This is a genomic window from Haliea sp. E17, from assembly GCF_048323675.1.
Lineage (GTDB): Bacteria > Pseudomonadota > Gammaproteobacteria > Pseudomonadales > Halieaceae > Mangrovimicrobium.
This window is the reverse complement of sequence record NZ_JBLWFK010000005.1, coordinates 1-19,496: the sequence shown is the minus strand read 5'-3', so window position 1 is coordinate 19,496 and position 19,496 is coordinate 1. Positions and strand designations below refer to the sequence as shown.

The 19,496-nt window shown below is 65.5% G+C and carries 13 protein-coding genes; 9 read left to right on the top strand and 4 right to left on the bottom strand.

Translation table 11 applies throughout. The annotated features are described in order from the left end of the window. Positions 1-7: 7 nt before the first annotated feature. Positions 8-1,222: a hypothetical protein gene (locus tag ACNKU3_RS13500; RefSeq protein WP_418260019.1), complete on the bottom strand. Its 1,215-nt coding sequence runs from the start codon at positions 1,220-1,222 to the stop codon at positions 8-10. A gap of 642 nt (positions 1,223-1,864) precedes the next feature. Between ACNKU3_RS13500 and serB the strand changes: the two genes are divergently transcribed. Next, positions 1,865-3,091, top strand: a complete 1,227-nt coding sequence (serB, locus tag ACNKU3_RS13495; protein ID WP_418260018.1) for a phosphoserine phosphatase SerB — start codon at positions 1,865-1,867, stop codon at positions 3,089-3,091. 6 nt (positions 3,092-3,097) lie between these two features. Here the strand turns inward: serB and ACNKU3_RS13490 are convergent, their stop codons facing one another. Further along, the gene (locus tag ACNKU3_RS13490) at positions 3,098-4,930 is read right to left on the bottom strand and encodes a hypothetical protein (RefSeq protein ID WP_418260017.1); all 1,833 of its coding nucleotides are present in this window, start codon (positions 4,928-4,930) and stop codon (positions 3,098-3,100) included. Positions 4,931-5,068: 138 nt separating this feature from the next. Here ACNKU3_RS13490 and efp point away from each other — a divergent pair, with 138 nt between their 5' ends. Beyond that, positions 5,069-5,638, top strand: coding sequence for an elongation factor P (efp, locus tag ACNKU3_RS13485; RefSeq protein ID WP_418260016.1), 570 nt, complete (start codon positions 5,069-5,071; stop codon positions 5,636-5,638). Between the two features lie 25 nt (positions 5,639-5,663). Next, entirely contained in the window at positions 5,664-6,617 is a 954-nt protein-coding gene (gene epmA / locus ACNKU3_RS13480; protein ID WP_418260015.1) for an EF-P lysine aminoacylase EpmA, read from the top strand. 21 nt (positions 6,618-6,638) lie between these two features. Here epmA and nhaC read toward each other — a convergent pair whose 3' ends face one another. Beyond that, positions 6,639-8,150: a Na+/H+ antiporter NhaC gene (gene nhaC / locus ACNKU3_RS13475; RefSeq protein ID WP_418260014.1), complete on the bottom strand. Its 1,512-nt coding sequence runs from the start codon at positions 8,148-8,150 to the stop codon at positions 6,639-6,641. Between the two features lie 109 nt (positions 8,151-8,259). Between nhaC and ACNKU3_RS13470 the strand changes: the two genes are divergently transcribed. The 5 genes from ACNKU3_RS13470 to ACNKU3_RS13450 all read left to right on the top strand — a co-directional run bounded on the left by ACNKU3_RS13470 (position 8,260) and on the right by ACNKU3_RS13450 (position 15,353). Next, the gene (locus tag ACNKU3_RS13470) at positions 8,260-10,047 is read left to right on the top strand and encodes a VRR-NUC domain-containing protein (RefSeq protein ID WP_418260013.1); all 1,788 of its coding nucleotides are present in this window, start codon (positions 8,260-8,262) and stop codon (positions 10,045-10,047) included. Next, positions 10,040-12,319 (top strand): helicase C-terminal domain-containing protein, encoded by a 2,280-nt coding sequence (locus tag ACNKU3_RS13465; RefSeq protein WP_418260011.1) that lies wholly within the window; start codon positions 10,040-10,042, stop codon positions 12,317-12,319. The genes ACNKU3_RS13470 and ACNKU3_RS13465 overlap by 8 nt, the downstream gene beginning before the upstream one ends. A 242-nt stretch (positions 12,320-12,561) precedes the next feature. Further along, complete coding sequence (locus ACNKU3_RS13460) at positions 12,562-13,704, top strand: Re/Si-specific NAD(P)(+) transhydrogenase subunit alpha (RefSeq protein ID WP_418260010.1); 1,143 nt, start codon at positions 12,562-12,564, stop codon at positions 13,702-13,704. Between the two features lie 2 nt (positions 13,705-13,706). Beyond that, the gene (locus tag ACNKU3_RS13455; RefSeq protein ID WP_418260009.1) at positions 13,707-13,991 is read left to right on the top strand and encodes an NAD(P) transhydrogenase subunit alpha; all 285 of its coding nucleotides are present in this window, start codon (positions 13,707-13,709) and stop codon (positions 13,989-13,991) included. 6 nt (positions 13,992-13,997) lie between these two features. Continuing rightward, positions 13,998-15,353, top strand: coding sequence for an NAD(P)(+) transhydrogenase (Re/Si-specific) subunit beta (locus ACNKU3_RS13450; protein ID WP_418260008.1), 1,356 nt, complete (start codon positions 13,998-14,000; stop codon positions 15,351-15,353). 105 nt (positions 15,354-15,458) lie between these two features. On the opposite strand, the gene ACNKU3_RS13445 is transcribed toward ACNKU3_RS13450, so the two are convergent. Then, positions 15,459-16,676, bottom strand: a complete 1,218-nt coding sequence (locus tag ACNKU3_RS13445) for a 4Fe-4S binding protein (protein ID WP_418260007.1) — start codon at positions 16,674-16,676, stop codon at positions 15,459-15,461. Positions 16,677-17,134: 458 nt separating this feature from the next. Here ACNKU3_RS13445 and ACNKU3_RS13440 point away from each other — a divergent pair, with 458 nt between their 5' ends. Further along, positions 17,135-19,273 carry a TonB-dependent receptor gene (locus ACNKU3_RS13440; protein ID WP_418260005.1) on the top strand — a complete coding sequence of 713 codons (2,139 nt, stop codon included), beginning with the start codon at positions 17,135-17,137 and terminating at the stop codon, positions 19,271-19,273. The last annotated feature ends 223 nt before the right edge of the window (positions 19,274-19,496 follow it).

Below are 19,496 nucleotides of genomic sequence, written 5' to 3'. Positions count from 1 at the left end.
TCCGGGCTCAGGCCGGCTCCGCCAGCCGTTTCAGGGTCAGGCGCAGCTGCCGTTCCAGCAGGTCACCGTAGGGATCGCTCACCGCCTCCAGCATCGCGTAGTCCATTACCTCGGTGGCCTGGTGCTGCAGGCGCCCGTCCACGTCGGTGTCCCCGCAGGCCGCGGGCGACAGCAGAATTTTCGGCGGCCGGCTCTCGCAGGCCTGCTGCAGCTCATCCAGGGTGGATTGCATGTACAGGCCGGGGTAGATGTCTGCACTGTCGCCGATACCCAACTCGCTCTCGCCGACCGCCATGAACACGCGCATGGACAGCGACTGCTTCGCTTCCAGTTCGCGTGCGGCGGATTGCACCAGCCAGGCGCAGCAGGCCGCGCGAAACGCGGCGCTGCCCGCCTTGCCCGGGCCGCTGAAGTACACGGCCAGCGCGAACTGCCGCACCACCTGCAACTCGCCGCCATAGAATCCCGCGGCGGTGTGCACCAGCCGGTGCAAGCGGGTGATGTAGCGCTGCAGCGACTGCTCGTCGAGGGTATCGACGTAATCACTCAGGCTATCCAGTTGCAGGTAGAGCACCGCGGTGCCCTTGTAGTGCTCGTCGCTGGCGGCGTGGTTTTCCCGGGTGCGCAGCAGGTCCATGGGCAGCGCCTTGATGCGGGATTCCAGCGCCGCCACTTCGTTGGCCGGCAAGCGGTTGCCGCCGTCCTCGAGGGCCAGGTAGCGCGACAGCTTGCGAATACGGGCGCCGAGGGATTTACCCAGCTGCAGGCCGCCGCCATAAACCGCGAGGCTGAGCACCACCGCCAGGCCCAGCAGGCTCAGCACAAAGCGGCGCTGGTCGGTGCTGGCGGTGTCGGTGGCGATGGTCACCACCGCCTCACCCGCGATATTGGACTCGATATGCACGGGCGCACGGTACTGTTGCAGGTAGCGCCCCTCCGGCTCGCCCGCCTCTCCCAGCGGTTTGCCCTCGATATCCAGCACCACCGCCTGTTGCGCCGCAGTCGTGTCGACAAAGCGCTGCAGCGAGGCACGCAGCCGCAGCAGGTCGCCGGTCTCCAGCGCCAGCCCGACCTGCGCCGCCACCTGCCGGGCGAGGGCGTTGCCGAATTCCGCCTGCTGGCGGTGCTGCATGTGGCGGCTGGAAATGGCGCCGAGAACCACCATGGCGAGGCTCGCCAGCAGGCACAGCAGCGCTGCGGCGGTGGCAATCTGGTGGCTCAAGGGTGCGTTCCTGAGTCGGTCGAGCACGTTGTTCTTTCCCCCATGAAAGTGGGCGCCAGTATAAACCACTCGCCGGGGTGGCGCGGGGTTTGTGTCGCTGTGAGCTTCTCCAGAGTTGCTCTACGGCTGATGTCTCTGTTTATTTGGAAGTGATTCGGAGGCCCAGTGGTAACTGGGTCCAGGCACGGGTGGTAAAGCGCCCGCAGAGGCTCTCACGTTCAGTGGTAAATCCGGACGACGGCTGTTCTTTCCCGAAGAAAAAGTACGATTGGGCACACGCTCCAGTTCCAGTTCCAGTTCCAGTTCCAGCTTTACAGCGTGACCAATGTGAATCTTGCGCCGGAGGGAGAGTGTGAAGCGGAACCTGCCTGCTGGAACCGTGTGGCGACATGGATGTCGCCACCCGAGTCTGCACATGGATGTGCGCTTTTTGACGTGTTCCAGCAGGCAGGTTCCGCTTCGCGCTCGTCGCCGAAACTACCCTCGCACCGTAGCCACCCCCGCACCGTAGCCACCCCCCCGCACCGAAGCCACCCCAGCAAACAGGCAAACGGAGCCTGAATCCAGGTCGCTTCCATCCCCAAGCGGCCAGCAGGTAGAATAGCCCCCCTTTTAACCAGTCCAGCGACACGGCCACCCCCCTTGAGCGAAATACTGCTGATAACCTTCTCCGGCGAAGACCAGCCCGGCGTCACCACCGGCGTTACCGCGATCCTCGCCGCGCAGGGCGTGAACGTGCTGGATATCGGCCAGGCGGTGATACACGACACCCTGTCCCTCGGCATGCTGGTGGAGCTGCCCGACGGCAGCGACCGCGAGGCGATCTGTGCCGCGGTGGAGGCGAACGCCGGGCAGCGCGGCATGCGCGCGCGGATCTCGGCGGTGGATGCGGCCAGTTACAGCGAATGGGTCGGGGCGCAGGGGCGGCCGCGCTATATCATTACCCTGCTGGCGCGCAAACTGACCGCCGACCAGATATCCCGGGTGACCCGGGTGGTGTCCGCCCACCAGCTCAATATCGACAGTATTACCCGGCTCTCCGGGCGTATACCGCTGGGCGAATTGCCGGCGCTGTCCAAGGCCTGCGTGGAGTTTTCCGTGCGCGGGCCGCTGGTGGATGCCGCGGTATTCCGCCGCGACCTGCTGGAGGTGGCCGCGGAGCTGGAGATCGACCTCGCCTTCCAGCAGGACAATATGTACCGCCGCCACCGCCGGCTGGTGGCTTTCGATATGGATTCGACCCTGATCGAGGCCGAGGTGATCGACGAACTGGCGGCCTGCGCCGGTGTTGGCGAGGAAGTCAGCGCGATCACCGAACGGGCAATGCGCGGCGAGCTGGATTTCTCCGCGAGCTTCCGCGCCCGGGTGGGCCTGCTCAAGGGACTGGAAGAGTCGGCGCTGGAAGAAGTGGCGGCGCGCCTGAAAATCACCGAGGGCGCCGAGCACCTGATCTCCACCCTGCGCGCGCTGGGCTACCGCACGGCGATTCTCTCCGGGGGCTTTACCTACTTCGCCCGCTACCTGCAGCACCGCCTGGGCATCGACTACGTGTTCGCCAATGAACTGGACATCGAGCATGGCAGGGTGACGGGCGAGGTGAGTGGTGAAATCGTCGATGGCCAGCGCAAGGCACAGTTGCTGCGCCAGCTGGCCGAGGCGGAGGGCATAGACCTGCAACAGGTGATCGCCGTGGGCGACGGCGCCAACGACCTGCCGATGCTGAGTATCGCCGGTCTCGGCGTGGCTTTCCGCGCCAAGCCGCTGGTGAAACAGTCGGCCGAGCAGTCGATTTCAACCCTCGGGCTGGACGCCATCCTCTACCTGCTGGGGCTCAGCGACCGCTACCAGCAGAACCGCCCGGGCCTCTAGCAGGCCCTAGATATTGCTCCACACGGAGTCGTAAAGCGAATCCAGCGGGCCGAGTTTTTTCTCGTTGAGCAATTCATCCAGCCGGTGGATATCGCGAAATTCAAACTGGGTAAAACTGCCGGTGCTGGCGCGCTGCCGTTCCAGCTGGATGTGCCGCGCCTCGCCGTAGCGCAACAGGCTGACCTTCATGCCCTCGCGAAAGCCGGCGCGGGGGGTGATCAGGGTGGCGGGCTGGCCGATCAGGTTGATCTCGGGGAGTAGCAGGCCGCGCTGCGGGCTGCGGTTGTTGCCGATATTCTGCCGCGGCTGGATACCGCAGGCGGTGGCCCGGGGGCTGAGTAATTCCACGCCGACCAGGGTGTGGGCGTTTTCCAGCCGGCTGACCCAGCGGATCATGGCGATCGACCAGTGGGCCCGGGGGTTTTCCTGGATACACAGGATTTCGCCGTTGCGCGCGTCCACCGGCAGGTTCTGGTCCCATTCCAGGCAGTAGCCGCCGGGACTCGCGTTGCGCTGCTGCACCCGGTACAGGGGCACGGCGCGCTCCATCGGCGCGACCTCCAGTTCCTCGATGACCTGCCGGGTAAAAATATCCAGCTCAATGTTGTGGGAGAAATCGGCGGCGCTGCCCGCCTGCTGGCCGCGGTGGCTGTCGTGGGCGCCGGAATTCGACCCGGACCAGATGTCCCCCCCGTGCAGGGGCTGGAGAAAGGGGTTGGGGTTTGCCGCGTCGAGGCTGTCCGAGCGGTGGTCGCGGCCGTGCAGCAGCTGGGCGAAGTTGTGTTCTCCCGCCGCGTGGTAGTGGGCGCCGCTGATACCGAGACTGACCAGCACCGGCGTGTTGGTGGCAATGCGCTTGTAGGTGCGCATGCTCATGCTGCCGAGGGCCTCCATCAGGTGCGCCAGCATGGCGTCCGGCAGGGTCAGGCCGCAACCGAGGCGGATGCCGCGCCCGTCGTAGCCGTTGTCCGGGTCGCGCAGTGCCTGCAGGTGGCCCACCAGTTCCTCGCAGTTGATGATCCGCCGGGTGGCCACACCGGAGTCGCCATAGAGACTGCTGTAGACGGCCGGCTGGTCGCTGGCCAGGTCCACGCAGAACAGGCCCTCGAGCTTGCCGACAGGACCGATGTGCAGTTTCCCATGCCACTCGCCAAGGGCGAAAAATACCGCTTCCAGGTCGGTTTGCAGCAGCTGGTTGGGCTTGCTGCAGCCGAGCATGAGTGCCTGCAGGTAGGTAGAGGCGACGGTCTTGCCCGCTTGCGCGGCTCCCTTGAGCGCGTGGTGTTCCAGCCCCTGCCATTCCGCCAGGGCATACAGCCGGTGCAGATCGAGCCAGCTGTTGAGGGGCGCCGGGCGGTGCAACTGGAAGGCCAGCAGGATACGCCGCCCGGCAAATTCCAGGGCCTGTTGCAGGGATTCACAGAGCAGTTTCGCCGGGTTGACCGCGTGGATGCGCTCGTGGCTGCGCTGGGTTTCGATCGCGACGATGGTATAGGCGGCCTGCAGTTCGGCGAGCAGCGCCTCGGCGCGCTCCGCCAGCCGCTGGGGCTCGGCGGGCATCACCAGGGGCTGGTGGAGGAAGCGGCGGGTGAGATTGGTGAGCGTGACGCGCAGGTAATCGGACAGCGTTTCCAGTATCTCGAAGCGGATTTCCGGGGGCAGGCTACAGTGATTCAGGTCTCCCAGCGCCTCGAGCAACTGGGCGGATACCGCGCGAATATTGGTGACGGGCAGCTGTGCCGCCCAGGCGCGGGCATGCTCGGCATCGGGCTGGAAATGCGAATACTGCGCCAGGTCCTGGGCAGGAAGCACGATATCGAACAGGGCTTCCCTACTCATTTCCCATCATCCTCGAATAGTGAGTCATCAAGCCAGAAGAGTAGCGCACTTCCGCCGATTTGGCCTGCTCGCAGTGGCTCCCAAAGCGCTGTCCGCTGGGGTATCATTAGCGCCCTTTTAAAACCGGACCCAACAATCATGGCGACATATTCTACCAATGAATTTCGCGGTGGCCTCAAAGTCATGCTGGACGGCGAGCCCTGCAACATCCTCGAGAACGAATTCGTCAAGCCGGGCAAGGGCCAGGCATTCAACCGCGTAAAGCTGCGCAACCTCAACACCGGCCGGGTTTGGGAGCGGACCTTCCGTTCCGGTGAATCCCTCGAGGGCGCCGACGTGGTCGACCGCGACATGCAGTACCTCTACAGCGACGGCGACTTCTGGCACTTCATGGAGCCGGATACCTTCGAACAGTTCCAGGCTGACGCCAAGGCCGTCGGCGAAGCCCACCTGTGGCTGAAAGAGCAGGATGAGTGCGTGGTCACCCTGTACAACGGCAGCCCGCTGTCGGTTACGCCGCCCAACTTTGTCGAACTGGAAATCGTCGAGACCGACCCCGGCCTCAAGGGCGATACCGCCCAGGGCGGCAACAAACCGGCCAAGCTGGTGACCGGCGCTGTGGTCAAGGTTCCGCTGTTCCTCAGCCAGGGCGAAGTGATCCGCGTGGACACCCGCACCGGCGAATACCAGAACCGCGTCAGCAAGTAAAACCGGCTCGCCGGTAGTTGCAGCGATGTCCTGGCAGCCCTCTGCTGACCTCGAAGCGCTGCGCGCCCGCGCCCGCCTGTTGCAGGCGGTGCGCGGCTTCTTCGACAGCCGCGATGTACTCGAGGTCGAGACCCCCCAACTCTGCGAGGCCGGGGTTACCGACCCGGCGATTGAAAACCTGGCCTTGACCGCCGGGGTGTCGCTGTCCCGTCCCCGCTACCTGCAAAGCTCCCCCGAATACGCCATGAAGCGCCTGCTGGCGGCGGGTTCCGGCCCGATCTACCAGGTCTCCCGGGTGTTCCGCGACGGCGAGGCCGGGCGCCGCCACAATCCCGAATTCAGCCTGCTGGAATGGTACCGGCCCGGCTTCGACCTGCTCCAGCTGATGGACGAGGTGGCCGCGCTGGTGCAGGCCTGCATCGGCGAGCAGCCGGTGCAATTCACCAGCTACCGGGCGCTGTTCCAGCGCGAGCTGGGGCTGGACCCCCTGCGGGCAACGGTTGCCGAGCTGGAAGTGCTGGCCCGCAACCACCTCGACCCGGGCACTCTCGCGGGCGACCGCGACCTCTGGCTGGATCTGCTGATGAGTCATCTTGTCGAGCCGCGCCTCGCCGGGCGAGGCCTGTGTTTCGTCTACCATTACCCGGCTTCCCAGGCCGCGCTGGCCCGGGTGGTCGAGGACGCGGGCGAGCTGGTGGCCGAGCGCTTCGAGCTGTATGTGGACGGGGTGGAGATCGCCAACGGCTACCACGAACTCACCGCTGCCGACGAACAGCGCCAGCGCTTCGAGCGCGACAACGCCCGGCGGCGCGCACAGGGTCAACCCGAGCGGCCGCTGGACGAGCGCCTGCTGGCGGCGCTGGCGGCGGGAATGCCCGACTGCTCCGGCGTCGCCCTCGGGCTCGACCGGCTGCTGATGCTGGCGCTGGGGCGCGACAGTATCAGCCAGGTCCTGGCCTTCGACTGGTCGCGCTGCTGACCCCTTATCCCTGCTGAATGGCTACTTGGCGGGTGGCGCGGTTTCCGCGCTGCCGGCTGAGCCGTGCGCGTGCTGTTCATCGTACTCCGCCGGCTTCAGGGCGAAGTGCAGGTAGCCGTAGGTGATGGCGATCAGCGGGCAGGCGAGATTGAAGAAGGCGTAGGGCGCATAGGCGAAGGTGGCCACACCCAGGGTGGCCGACATGTAGGCGCCACAGGTATTCCAGGGGATCAGGGCCGAGGTCAGGGTGGCCGAGTCCTCCAGGGTGCGCGACAGGTTGAGCCGCGAGAGCCCGCGCTCGCTGTAGGCGTCGCGGTACATGCGGCCCGGCAGGGCCACGGCGATGAACTGGTCGGCGGCGAGGATGTTGGTGCCGAAACAGGTGGCGACCGTGGTGGCGATCAGCGAGCCGATGCTTTTCACCCGGCGCAGGGCCAGTTCCAGCAGGTAGGCGAGAATCCCGGTGCGTTCCAGCACCCCGCCAAAGCCGAGCGCGCAGATGATCAGCCAGACCGTATTGAGCATGCTGCTCATGCCGCCCTTGCTGAGCAGGGCGTCGAGGAATTCGTTGCCGCTGTTGGAGACATAGCCGTTGGCCAGGGCCAGCCAGATGCCCTTGAGCAGGCTGAAGAAGCGGCCGAGCTCCTCGCCGGCGCCGCCCAGCGCCACCACCTGCTGCGGCTGGAACAGTAGGGCGAAGAGGGCGCCGGCCAGCGCGCTCACCACGATCGACGGGAAGGCGGGGGTGCGCTTGTAGACCAGGAACAGCATCAGCGCGAGCGGCAGCAGCAAATGGGCGCCGACGTTGAACTCGCTGGTGATTGCCGCCTGCAGGGCGCTGATCTCCTTTGGCTCCACCGCGGGCGCGCTGCCGAGGCCGAGCAGGGTGAAAATCAGCAGGGCGATGACGAAACCCGGCACCGTGGTCCACAGCATGTGGCGGATGTGCTCGAACAGGTCGACCCCGGTGGCTGCGGCGGCGAGGTTGGTGGTGTCGGACATCGGCGAAAGCTTGTCGCCGAAATAGGCCCCGGAGACGATGGCCCCGGCGGCGATTCCCGGGGAGAGGCCGAAACTGCCGGCGATGCCCATCAACCCGATGCCCATGGTGCCCGCTACCGTCCACGAACTGCCGATGCTGATCGAGACGATGGCGCAGATCAGTGCACTGGCCGCGTAAAAAAAGCGCGGGTTCAACAGCTCCACCCCGTAGTAGATCATCGCCGGCACCGTGCCGCAGAGAATCCAGGTGCCGATCAGCATGCCCACCGCCAGCAGGATCATGGTCGGCCCCAGTCCCAGGCTGATACCGTGGATCAGGCCCTCCTGCGCCTGGTGCCAGCGCAGGCCGACCCGGCGCCCCACCAGCGCGGCCACGCAACTGGCGAGGACCAGGGCGATCTGGTTGGCGCCGTAGGAGGAATCCGAGCCGAACAGGTAGACAGAAGCCGCGAGCAAAACCACCAGGAAGACAATGGGAGTGAGCGCCAGTAGGGGGTTGAGGCGCTCCTTGCCCGGGGGAATAAATGTCACTGCGAATACCTGCTCTAGCCAGTCGTGGATCAGGATGCCGCAATTTCCGTGCCCGGTACAGCATGGCGCAGGGGCGAATCCCGCGCAGATACAGGATAATGGGACGGCCATGCCAGTGATCCCCGAGCCAGCGCCGCCTGAACTCCAGCCCCTGTATTACCGGGACAACTTCGCGCGCCTGCTGGACACCGTCGACGCGCAGTACGGCGACCTGCTGGATGCGCAGGAGACAGCATTCCTGCAGCGCTGGAGAGACGCGTCGCTTCCCGCCCAGTGCCTCTATGTGCGGCTGGTTTCCCGGGTCGGGCCCTGGTTCCGCGAGGCCGCGCTGCACTACCCGGAAATCGGTGCCTGCGGACCGCCGCTCGACGAACTGCTCGCCGCCGAACTCGCCGTGGAAGCAAGCCAGCTGGAGTCCGATGAATTCGCCCGCCTGGCGACCCGGGAGGAACTCATTCGCGGATTCGCGCTGGCCCCGGCACGCAAGGCCGAGCTGCTGGCGGCCCTCGACGCGCGCGGCGAGACCCCCGAATCCCTCTGCGCCACACTCGCCGCACTGGACGGCGCCCGCATCGTCGCGCCCGCGGCAACTGACACAGTCGCCCTGCTGCAGCTGCTGTTCTTCGGCAACCGCCGCCAGAGCCTTACCGATTTCGTCCTCAGCGACCTCGGCGTCGCGCGGTACTATCCCTACCAGCTCGACCGCTCGCGGCGGCTGTTCCCCAGTCGTGACGCAGTGGAGGAATATCTGCAGTTCGCCCGGCTGGAAGATATATGGAGGGAAGTGGCAGACGACGCTTCGCAGCAGGGCGGGCGGTTCACTCTCCCCCCGGCGGGACGTGTGAGGCCAGGGACGGCCGAACCCGAGCCTGCCATGGATGGCGCTTTTTGGCGTTCCCGACGGGGGGAGAGTGAGCCGACCGACCGTGGACAGGCGCTCCGTCACCTCGCGCAACTCACTCTGGAAACCCCGGCGCAGCACATAGCTAACCAGGCCCGCCGCGACCGCCTCTGTAACCGCCTCGCCCGGGAACTGGAACGCCAGGATGAACTTGAGCTGGCGCTCGCCCTCTACCGGCAAAGCGAAACCCACCCTGCCCGCGAGCGAAGTGCGCGGGTCATGGAACGCAGTGGCGACCTGCAAGGGGCTCTACGACTGGCCGAGACCGCCATCGGCGACCCCTGGTGCGAGGAAGAGCGCGATGCCATGGGCCGCATCGGCACCCGCTTGCGCCGCCTACTGGGCCTGCCACGAGAACCGCAAGCCAGGGACAGGTTCAGCCAGCTAGAACTGGCCTTGCCTGCCAGCAACAGCAGGGTGGAACTGGCCACCGCGGCGCACCTGTCCGCTGACTGGGCGGCGGTGCACTACGTGGAAAACGCGCTGATGAACACCCTGTTCGGCCTGGCTTTCTGGCAGGAAATCTTCGCCCCCCTGCCCGGCGCCTTCAATAACGCCTTCCAGGGTGCGCCGACCGACATGTACCAGCGATCCTTTTACCAGAGTCGCAAGGACGCCATCGAGGCGCGTTTCGAAGCGCTGGCGACAAGCGACCTGCAGCGGGAACTGACCCGGGCCTGCCGCGCGTACCAGGCCTACCAGTGCCGCTGGACCGACTGGCGCCAGGTCGACGAGGCGCTCATCGCCGCCGCCACCGCGGTTATCCCGGCGGCGCACCTGCTGGCGATCTGGCGCCGCATGCTGTTCGACCCCGGCGAAAACCGCCGCGGCTTTCCCGACCTGCTGGCGCTCGGGGCGGCGCCCGGCGACTACTGCCTGGTCGAGGTGAAAGGCCCGGGCGACAAGCTGCAGGAGTCGCAGAAACGCTGGCTGCGCTTTTTTGCCGCCGAGGGCATTCCCGCCGCGGTGGCGCAGGTGAGTTGGCGCGATGACTGAATACCGCATCGGGGTGCGCGACCTTGCCGCCTTCTGCCATCGCCGCGGCAGCATCGATCACCGCTTCACGCCGTCGCCGACCGGGGAGCAGGGCATGCAGGGCCACGAGCGTATCTACCGGCGGCGCCCGGCCAGCTACCGGCGTGAATATGCGGTCAGCCGGCGGGTTGACTGCGGCGACATCACCCTGCTGTTGCAGGGCAGGGCGGACGGCTACGACCCCGAGCAGTGCCTGCTCGAGGAGATCAAGACCTGCCGGGTGCCGTTTTCCGCGATCCCGGCGGAAGTGAGCCAGCAGCACTTGGCGCAGGCGCGCCTCTACGCCGCGCTGGTGGCGGCAGAGGAGGGCCTGGATGCCCTGCTGGTCCGGCTCACCTGGCTGAACATCGACAGCGACGAGGAGCAGGCCCTCGACCAGCACTACAGCGCCGGGCAACTGGCGGAGTTTCTCGACGCCACGCTGGCGGACTTTGCCGGCTGGTTGCAGGCACTGCACCGGCTGCGTCTCGCGCGCGGCGCCAGCATCGGCTCGCTGGCCTTTCCCCACGGCGAGTTCCGCCCCGGCCAGCGCGACATCGCCGAGCTGGCCTATAAATGCATCGACCGCGGCGGCCAGCTGTTAATAGAAGCGCCGACCGGTATCGGCAAGACCGCTGCGGTGCTGTTCCCCGCGCTCAAGGCCCTGGGGTTGGCAAAGCACGATGCGCTGGTCTTTGTGACCTTTCGCACCGTGGGGCGCCGGGCAGCGGAAGAGTGCCTGCGGCTGATGCAGGGGGAGGGGTTGATCGCCAGCAGTCTCAGCCTCAGCGCGAAGGACAGCGTCTGCCTGTCGCCGGGCAGCGCCTGCCACGGGGATGATTGCGTCTATGCCCGGGGTTACTACGACCGGCTGCCGGCCGCCATGCGCGATGCCCTCGACGGCGGGGTGCTCGACAGCGAACAGATGCAGGCCATCGGCCGCAGCCACCAGGTCTGCCCCTACCAGCTGGCGGAAGACATGCTGCCCTGGTGCGATATCGTGATCGCAGACGCCCACTATATATATAGCCTGAACAGTGGCATGGGCCGGCGCATCGGTGGCGACAGCCGCCGCTGGAGCCTGCTGGTGGACGAAGCCCACAACCTGCCGGACCGCGCGCGGGGCATGTACAGCGCCCGGCTGGAAAAGGCCGCCCTGATGCGCGCCCGCGGCGAGGCCCCCTCCGCCGTCAGGCGTACGCTGGATGCACTGAACCGCAGCCTGCTGGAACTGCAGAAGGAGAGCTGGGCAGCGCGCGGCTGGGACAGCCGCCCCGGCCTGCCTGAGCAGTTCAGCGGCCGGCTCGCCGAGTGCACGGCGGCGGTGGGTGGCGCGCTGGCCGACGACCCGCGCTTTGCCCCCCGGCACCCGGAGGTGATGGACTTTTTCTTTGCCCTGCTGCACTGGTCGCGGGTCGCCGAGCACTGGGGCGACGATTTCCGCTTCGAGTTGACCCTTGGCGCGGGCAAGCAGGGGCTGGTGCTGGAACTGCGCTGCATCGACCCCGCGCGCCTGCTGGCCCTGGCCCAGCAGCGGGTGCATGCGCTGGTGGCCTTTTCCGCCACCCTGTCCCCAGCGGGCTGGATGCAGCGCTCGCTCGGCCTGGCCGGGGGCGGCGTGGCGCGGCGCTTCGACTCACCCTTTGACGCGAGCCAGCTGGATGTGGAAATCGACGGCAGTATCGATACCCGCTACCAGCAGCGCGCCGCCTCCCTGCCGCTGCTGGCCCGGCGGATCCTGCGCTGGCTGGAGGAGTGCCCGGGCAACTGCATCGTCTACTTCCCCTCCCACCAGTACCTGCGCGACTGCCTGGAATTGATCCACCAACTGGACCCCGGCGTCGCCGGCCGGCGCCTGTGGCAGCAGTCCGGCGCGCGGCGGGAGGAACTGCTGGAACTGCTGGTGCAGCGCCGCGACGTCGCCGCGTTCTGCATTCTCGGCGGGGTATTCGGTGAGGGTGTGGACCTGCCGGGCGACCAGCTTGCCAGCGTCGTCGTGGTCGGCGTGGGCCTGCCGCAGGTCGGGCGGGAGCGGGAGCAGTTGCGCCAGTGGCACGATGACCGGGGCGAACCGGGTTTCGAATTTGCCTACCGCTACCCTGGCATGCAGAAAGTGGCGCAGGCCCTGGGCCGGGTGGTGCGGACCCACAGCGACCGCGGGCGGGCGCTACTCATCGACCCGCGCTACCGCGATGCGCGCTATCGCGAGCTGCTGCCACCGTGGTGGCGCTACGGCCCTGCGACGGATATATAAAACCATCACGAATGTTTTTTATAGACATGATCCGCCCCTTGGGGTACAGTTGCGCCCCTGTCGGGCATCCATAATCTGAATATCCGGCATCGTTTGTGCTTGAGTTGGGCTGTGCTAGAGTAGCGCGCTGCCCGAATCCGGGTAAATAAAAGCGATTACAAGCGCCACCGCTGGCAGCTCCCGGGAACGGGTTGTCGTGCACGGTGCGCACCAGATTAATCCAACGGGGAGAGTTGACTGCAATGCGAATTGCCATACCCAGGGAGACCCATCCAGGCGAATGCCGGGTGCCTGTTACGCCCGAAGTAGCCAAGAAACTGGTTCGCTTGGGAGCTGAACTGATTGTTGAATCCGGGATGGGTTCAGGTGCTGGTTATTCCGATGAGGAATATACCGAGGCCGGTGCAAGCGTTTCCAGCGACCGTAACGGACTGATTTCCAACGCCGATATGCTGCTGCGCCTGCGCAAGCCCACACTGGAAGAAATCGGCCAGATGAAGCGCGGCTGTATCCACGTCAGCTACCTCGACCCCTTCAACGAGCACGGTCTGGTCAACGCCTTCAAGGATGCGGGTATCACCAGCATCAGCATGGAGATGATTCCCCGCACCACCCGCAGCCAGAAGATGGACGCCCTGAGCTCCCAGGCCAACCTCGCCGGCTATGTCGCCGTGATCGAGGCGGCCGCTGCGCTGCCGCGGATTTTCCCGATGATGATGACCCCGGCGGGCACCCTGAAGCCCGCCAACGTTTTCGTCATCGGCGCCGGCGTGGCCGGCCTGCAGGCCATTGCCACCGCCAAGCGCCTCGGTGCCAAGGTCACCGCTTTCGATACCCGCCCGGTCACTGCCGAGCAAGTGCGCTCGCTGGGCGCCAAGTTCCTCGAGATCGACCTCGGTGAGACCGGCGAAACCGCCGGCGGTTACGCCCAGGAACTGACTCCCGAACAGGTGGAAAAGCAGCGCCAGGCGCAGAAAGAGCTGATCGCCAAGTCCGACGTGGTGATCACCACCGCCCAGGTCTTCGGCCGCAAGCCGCCGGTGCTGGTCACCAAAGATATGGTCGAGGGCATGCAGCCCGGATCGGTGATCGTCGATATGGCGGCGGAGACCGGCGGCAACGTCGAGGGCTCCGTGCCCAACGAAACCGTGACCATCGGCGGCGTGACCGTGATCGGCAAGGGCAACCTCGCAGGCGAAGTGGCCCGCGACGCCAGCCAGATGTACTCCGCCAACCTGTTCAACCTGGTGGAAGACTGCTGGGACAAGGAACAGAACAAGTTCGTGATCAACTTCGACCACGACATCCAGCCCGGTTGCATCATCACCCACGACGGTGCGATCACCAACGAAACCATCAAGAACATCGTGGAAGGAGGGGCGTAACCATGGTAGCTGCATTCCTGACGTTCATTCTCATGTTGTCCATCTTCCTGGGCTTCGAACTGATCAACAAGGTACCGGCGACGCTGCACACGCCGTTGATGTCCGGTGCCAACGCGATTTCCGGTATCACCCTGGTCGGCGCGGTCAGCCTGGCCGGCGGCACGGCCCACACCGACCTGGCCCAGTGGCTGGGTGCCGGCGCCGTGGCCCTGGCCACCATCAACGTGGTCGGTGGCTACCTGGTGACCGACCGCATGCTCGCCATGTTCAAGAAGAAGGGGAGCTAAGCCGCAATGGATAACCTGATTCAATTCGCCTATGTGGTATCGGCCGCGCTGTTCATCCTCGGCCTGAAGAAACTCGGCTCGCCGGCGACCGCCCGTCGCGGCAACATGATCTCCGCCGTCGGTATGCTGGTGGCGGTCGTCGCCGCCCTGCTCGACCAGGGCATCGTCGAATACCAGTGGATCGTGATCGGCATCATCGTCGGTGGTGCCATCGGCGCCGCCGCCGCGCGCATGGTGCAGATGACCTCCATGCCGGAGATGGTGGCGCTGTTCAACGGCTTCGGCGGCCTGGCCTCCCTGCTGGTGGGCTGGGCGGCGATTGCGCCGACCGCGGGCACCTTCACCCTGGTGACCATCGTCCTGTCGATCCTGATCGGCGGCATCACCTTCACCGGCTCGCTGATCGCCTGGGGCAAGCTGTCCGAGACCATCGGCAGCGGCGCGGTGCAGTTCCCCGGCCAGCAGGTCGTCAACAGCCTGATCGTGCTCGGCATCCTTGCCAGCGCGGTGATGTTCTGCCTGCAGCCGGACAACCACCTGTGGCTCTACATCGTCGTCGCCCTGTCCCTGTGGTTCGGCATCATGGCGGTCATCCCTATCGGCGGCGCCGACATGCCGGTGGTGATCTCCCTGCTGAACTCCTACTCGGGCCTCGCCGCCTGTGCCGCCGGTTTCGCGGTGAACAACAACATCCTGATCGTCGCCGGTTCGCTGGTGGGGGCCTCGGGTATCATCCTGACCCAGATCATGTGCAAGGCGATGAACCGCTCGCTGTCCAACGTGCTGTTCTCCGGCTTCGGTTCCGGCAAGGTGGAAACCACCGCGGTGGAAGGCGAGATCAAGCCGATCTCCGCCGAGGACGCCTTCTACGTACTGGAAGCGGCCAGCAGCGTGGCCATCGTGCCCGGTTACGGCATGGCCGTCGCCCAGGCCCAGCACGTGGTCAAGGAGCTGATGGAAGAACTGGAGAAAAACGGTGCGGAAGTCTTCTTTGGCATCCACCCGGTCGCCGGCCGCATGCCCGGTCACATGAACGTGCTGCTCGCCGAGGCCGACGTGCCCTACGACCAGCTGCTGGAGATGGACGACATCAACCCGCGCATGGAAACCATCGACGTGTGCATCGTCATCGGCGCCAACGACGTGGTCAACCCGGCGGCCCGCGAGAACGAGGGCAGCCCGATCTACGGCATGCCGGTGATCAACGTGGACAAGGCGCGCACCGTGTTCGTGCTCAAGCGCTCCATGGCCTCCGGCTTCGCCGGCATCGAGAACCCGCTGTTCTACAAGGACAACACGCGGATGCTGTTCGGCGACGCCAAGGAGTCGATCTCCGGGCTGGTGCGCGAATTCGGCAGCTGACCCGCGGTGAAACAATCAGCCGGCCCCGCGTTACGCGGCGCCGGCTTTTTTATGTCCAGGGATGGCCGTAGCGGTGTATGCCCACGAGAAGGCGCTGGCCGTGGTTCAATAGGTCTCGACCTGCAGCCGGCCTTCCAGTAGCAGGCGGTGGTAGAAGTCGTCGGTATCCAGTCCGCGCAGGCTGGCAGCGTGGGCCAGCGCGTCCAGCACCGCCTGTTCCATGGCGACCAGTCCGCAGATGAAGATGTAGCTCTTCTCGGCGGCGAGGAAGTCCGCCAGTTCCGCCGCCCGCTCCCGCAGCAGGTCCTGCACATAGCGCTTCGGCTCCGCGGCTTCGCGGGACAGCGCAAGTCGGGTTTCCACCAGCGAGGCCGGCAGCGCTTCCAGTTCGTCGAGATAGGCCATTTCATCCCGGGTACGCCCGCCATAGACCAGCTGCAGGGGGTGATGGGGTGCCGGGTTGATACGCTGCTGGCGCTGGATAAAACCGCGCATCGGGGCGATGCCGGTACCGGTGCAGATCATCAGGAGGCGCGCCTCGGGATCCTGGGGCATGAGGAATTTCTCGCCCATAGGGCCGATGCAGCGCACCTCGTCACCAGGCTCCAGATCGCAGAGGAAGTTGGAGGCGACACCGTGGTAGGGTTGGCCCTCCCACTCGTCGACCACCCGTTTGACCGTCAGGGCCAGCTCCCGCGAGGCGCGGGTTTCACCGTCCCGGTCACTGGCGATGGAGTAGGCGCGCATGTGGTGCGGATGGCCCTGGGGATCATTGCCCGGGGGCAGGACGCCGATGTTCTGGCCTTCCAGCCAGGGAAAATCGCCGTCGCCAACGTCCAGCACGATATGGTGTACCTCGGACTCGCCCACAGTCACACGACTATTGTGCTTGATCCGCGCGGTGAGGGGATTCTTCTGCGTATGCAGGAAGGTAATTGCCACACTGGCGGAGGCGGGCGGCGGATTGCTCGGCAGCATTTCCTCCGCCGCATCGGGGTGGGGTATCGCGTGGCCGTCCAGCTCTACCTCCGCGGGCAGTTCCTCCCAGGCGTACTGCTCCTCCAGGGAATACATCTGCCCCTCCGGTACCATGCGCCAGGCGTTGATGGCCTCGGTGCTGCAGGCGTACAGGCACTCGTGGCCGCCGCTGCAGCGCTCGGGGTCGACGACGTAATTCTGTCCGTTCGGCGCCATGCTGATGGCCTCCTCGGGGCAGGCGTACTCGCAGGAACCGCAGCGGGCGCAGGAGAGTGGGTCGATCAGGTGTTGTTTGACATAGTTACCCGGGTTGGCGGCCCGGAGATTGTTGTTATCAGCAGTCATCGTGCGAACTCCTGTTCATCGTTCGGGTGGCTGAAGTTCCCGGAGCAGCTTGTGTGCGGACGGAATTGCTCAGCTTGACCCCCAGACTAGAACGCCAGCCGGCCGGATTCCTTGATCTGGATCAGGAATCCGGCGATTCGCCAGTGCCTGTCGCACTGCGACAATTTGCCTCATTCGCGGGTGACGCCCGATCCCTATAATCACGCCTCCCAGTGATTCCGGCGTAATGGTCTCTGCTTGAATCCACAGCTCGCGGGTAATACCGCCGAGCGTGAAACGGAACCTGCCTGATGGAACACGCCAAAAAACGCACATCCATGTGCAGGCTCGGGTGGCGACATCCATGTCGCCACACGGTTCCATCAGGCAGGTTCCGTCTCACACTCTACCCATGGCACAAGATTCAATCTGCGCCCTTACTCGCTGATTAGTGGTTAATGTTTAAGGTGATTTCCCTGATGAATGTGCGAAAAGTTCTGTCAAAACAGAAGCTTGCGAGCCTTCCCCTGATACTTTTGGCCTCCGCCGGCGGCATGGCGCAGGAGCAGAATGCACCCGGCCCGGTCGAACAGCTGCTGGTAACCGGCCAGTCCGAGACCGGGCTCTCGGGTACCGGGAGTGCGGACGACATGCTCTCCCGCGAGGGGGTGAATTTTTCCAGTGCGGGAGGTATTTCGGCCCTGCCGGTGCTGCGCGGCCTGAATGACGACCGGATCAAGGTGTCCATCGATGGCGCCGAGGTGACCTCTTCCTGCGCCAACCACATGAACCCGCCCCTGTCCTACATCGACGCCAGCCGCATCGAGTCGGTGGAGGTGATCGCCGGGCTGACGCCGGTGAGTGCCGGCGGGGACAGCATTGCCGGGACCATTGCTGTGCTGTCACAGCAGCCGCGCTACGCAGAAGCAGCAGGCGAACTGTTGCTGGAAGGCTCGGCGGGTTATTTCTACCAGAGTAACGCCAACCAGCAGGGCGTGGCGCTGAACGCCGGTGTCGCCAACCACTTCGCCAGCCTGGGCTACAGCGGCAGCTATGACGAGGCGGACAGCTACGAGGACGGCAATGGCGACAAGGTGCTTGATACCCTTTACCGCAGCCAGAGCCACAACCTGACCCTCGGCCTGCGCGGCGAACAGCAGTCGGCGACGCTGAAGCTCAATTACCAGAAGGTGCCCTATCAGGGCTTCCCCAACCAGTACATGGACATGGTGGACAACACCAGCTTCGGCCTGAACCTGAATTACCTGCGCGAGTTCGCCTGGGGCCAGCTCGACACGCGCCTTACCTGGCAGGATGTCGAGCACGAGATGGGCTTCTTCAGCGATGAAAAGCCCGGCACCATGCCGATGAACACCGAGGGCCAGGACATCGGCTACAAGATTGCGGCGATCATTCCGCTGCGCGACGGCGATATCCTGCGCCTGGGCAATGAATACCACCGCTTCACTCTCGACGACTGGTGGCCCGCGGTGCCCGGGTCGATGATGATGGGGCCGGACAACTACAGCAACATCAACGACGGCGAGCGCACTCGATATGCTGTGTACGCGGAGGTCGAGAATGCCTGGAGCCCGCGCTGGTCGAGCCAGGCCGGCGTGCGCTATGAGCGGGTGGTCTCGGACACCGGCGATGTGCAGCCCTACAACAGTATGACCTTGGGCGGCGGCATGACCATGGGCATGGCGATGCCGATGGCCAATCCCGACGCCGCGGCGGCCAGCGCGTTCAACGCCCGCGACCACCGTCGGGAAGACGATAACATCGACCTGACCCTGGTGGGGCGCTACGCCCTTACCGGCAGCCAGACCCTGGACTTCGGTTACGCCCGCAAGACCCGCTCGCCCAACCTGTATGAGCGCTACAGCTGGGGCCGCGGCACCATGGCGATGACCATGATCGGCTGGTACGGCGACGGCAATGGCTACGTCGGCGACATCGACCTCGACCCCGAGATCGCCCACACCCTGAGCGCGACCTGGCAGTGGGCCGAGGACGACAACAACCTGCTGTCTCTGACGCCTTACTACACCTACGTGGACGACTTCATCGACGCGCGCCAGGTCGGCAGCTTCAATCCGCGCAACGCGATGCAGGTCACCCGCCCGCTGCTGCAGTTCACCAACCTCGACGCCGAACTCTACGGGGCGGAGTTGCACGGGCGCCGCCAGCTATGGAGCGACGAGCGGCAGGGCCTGCAACTGGACGCGCGCCTGGCTTACACCCGCGGCGAGCGCAGCGATGACGGCGGCAACCTCTACCACATCATGCCGCTCAACGCTGTGCTGGCGCTGGAACACCAGGCCAGCGGCTGGCGCAATCGCGTGGAATACGAATGGGTGGATCGCAAGGACAGGGTGGATGAACTGCGCCTGGAAAACGCAACCGGCGGTTATGGGCTGGTGAACGCGAGCACCGAGTACCGCTGGCGGGACGTGACCGTGAGCGCCGCCATCGACAACCTGCTGGACGAGGAATACGAACTCCCCCTGGGCGGCGTCTACCTCTCCGGCTGGCTCGCCGGGGAGCGCAACGACCAGTTCGCCGCCCTGCCGGGCGAGGGCAGGACCTTCAAGCTGGGCCTGCAGTACAGCTTCTGAAGACTGTGACAGTAGCTGCCGCCATTGCCGTGGCGGCGGCGTGGGGGAAAGGCTATTCGACCTTGGTCGGGTTTTACTGACCCCCACAACGCGTATGATGATCAACCCGATACACATAACAACGGATTGATGCCATGCACGAGTTTCCCGTCCACCCGGTCCCCGCGAACTTCAGCGACGCCCATATCAACGCGGACCAGTACCGGGACCTGTATCGCCGCTC

Bases quoted from the DNA above. Each gene is read 5' to 3' on its own strand.
- epmA (WP_418260015.1), top strand. From the start codon at position 5,664: ATGTCCTGGCAGCCCTCTGCTGACCTCGAAGCGCTGCGCGCCCGCGCC.
- ACNKU3_RS13470 (WP_418260013.1), top strand. From the start codon at position 8,260: ATGCCAGTGATCCCCGAGCCAGCGCCGCCTGAACTCCAGCCCCTGTAT.
- efp (WP_418260016.1), top strand. From the start codon at position 5,069: ATGGCGACATATTCTACCAATGAATTTCGCGGTGGCCTCAAAGTCATG.
- ACNKU3_RS13490 (WP_418260017.1), bottom strand. From the start codon at position 4,930: ATGAGTAGGGAAGCCCTGTTCGATATCGTGCTTCCTGCCCAGGACCTG.
- ACNKU3_RS13460 (WP_418260010.1), top strand. From the start codon at position 12,562: ATGCGAATTGCCATACCCAGGGAGACCCATCCAGGCGAATGCCGGGTG.
- ACNKU3_RS13450 (WP_418260008.1), top strand. From the start codon at position 13,998: ATGGATAACCTGATTCAATTCGCCTATGTGGTATCGGCCGCGCTGTTC.
- ACNKU3_RS13445 (WP_418260007.1), bottom strand. From the start codon at position 16,676: ATGACTGCTGATAACAACAATCTCCGGGCCGCCAACCCGGGTAACTAT.
- ACNKU3_RS13465 (WP_418260011.1), top strand. From the start codon at position 10,040: ATGACTGAATACCGCATCGGGGTGCGCGACCTTGCCGCCTTCTGCCAT.
- ACNKU3_RS13440 (WP_418260005.1), top strand. From the start codon at position 17,135: ATGAATGTGCGAAAAGTTCTGTCAAAACAGAAGCTTGCGAGCCTTCCC.
- ACNKU3_RS13455 (WP_418260009.1), top strand. From the start codon at position 13,707: ATGGTAGCTGCATTCCTGACGTTCATTCTCATGTTGTCCATCTTCCTG.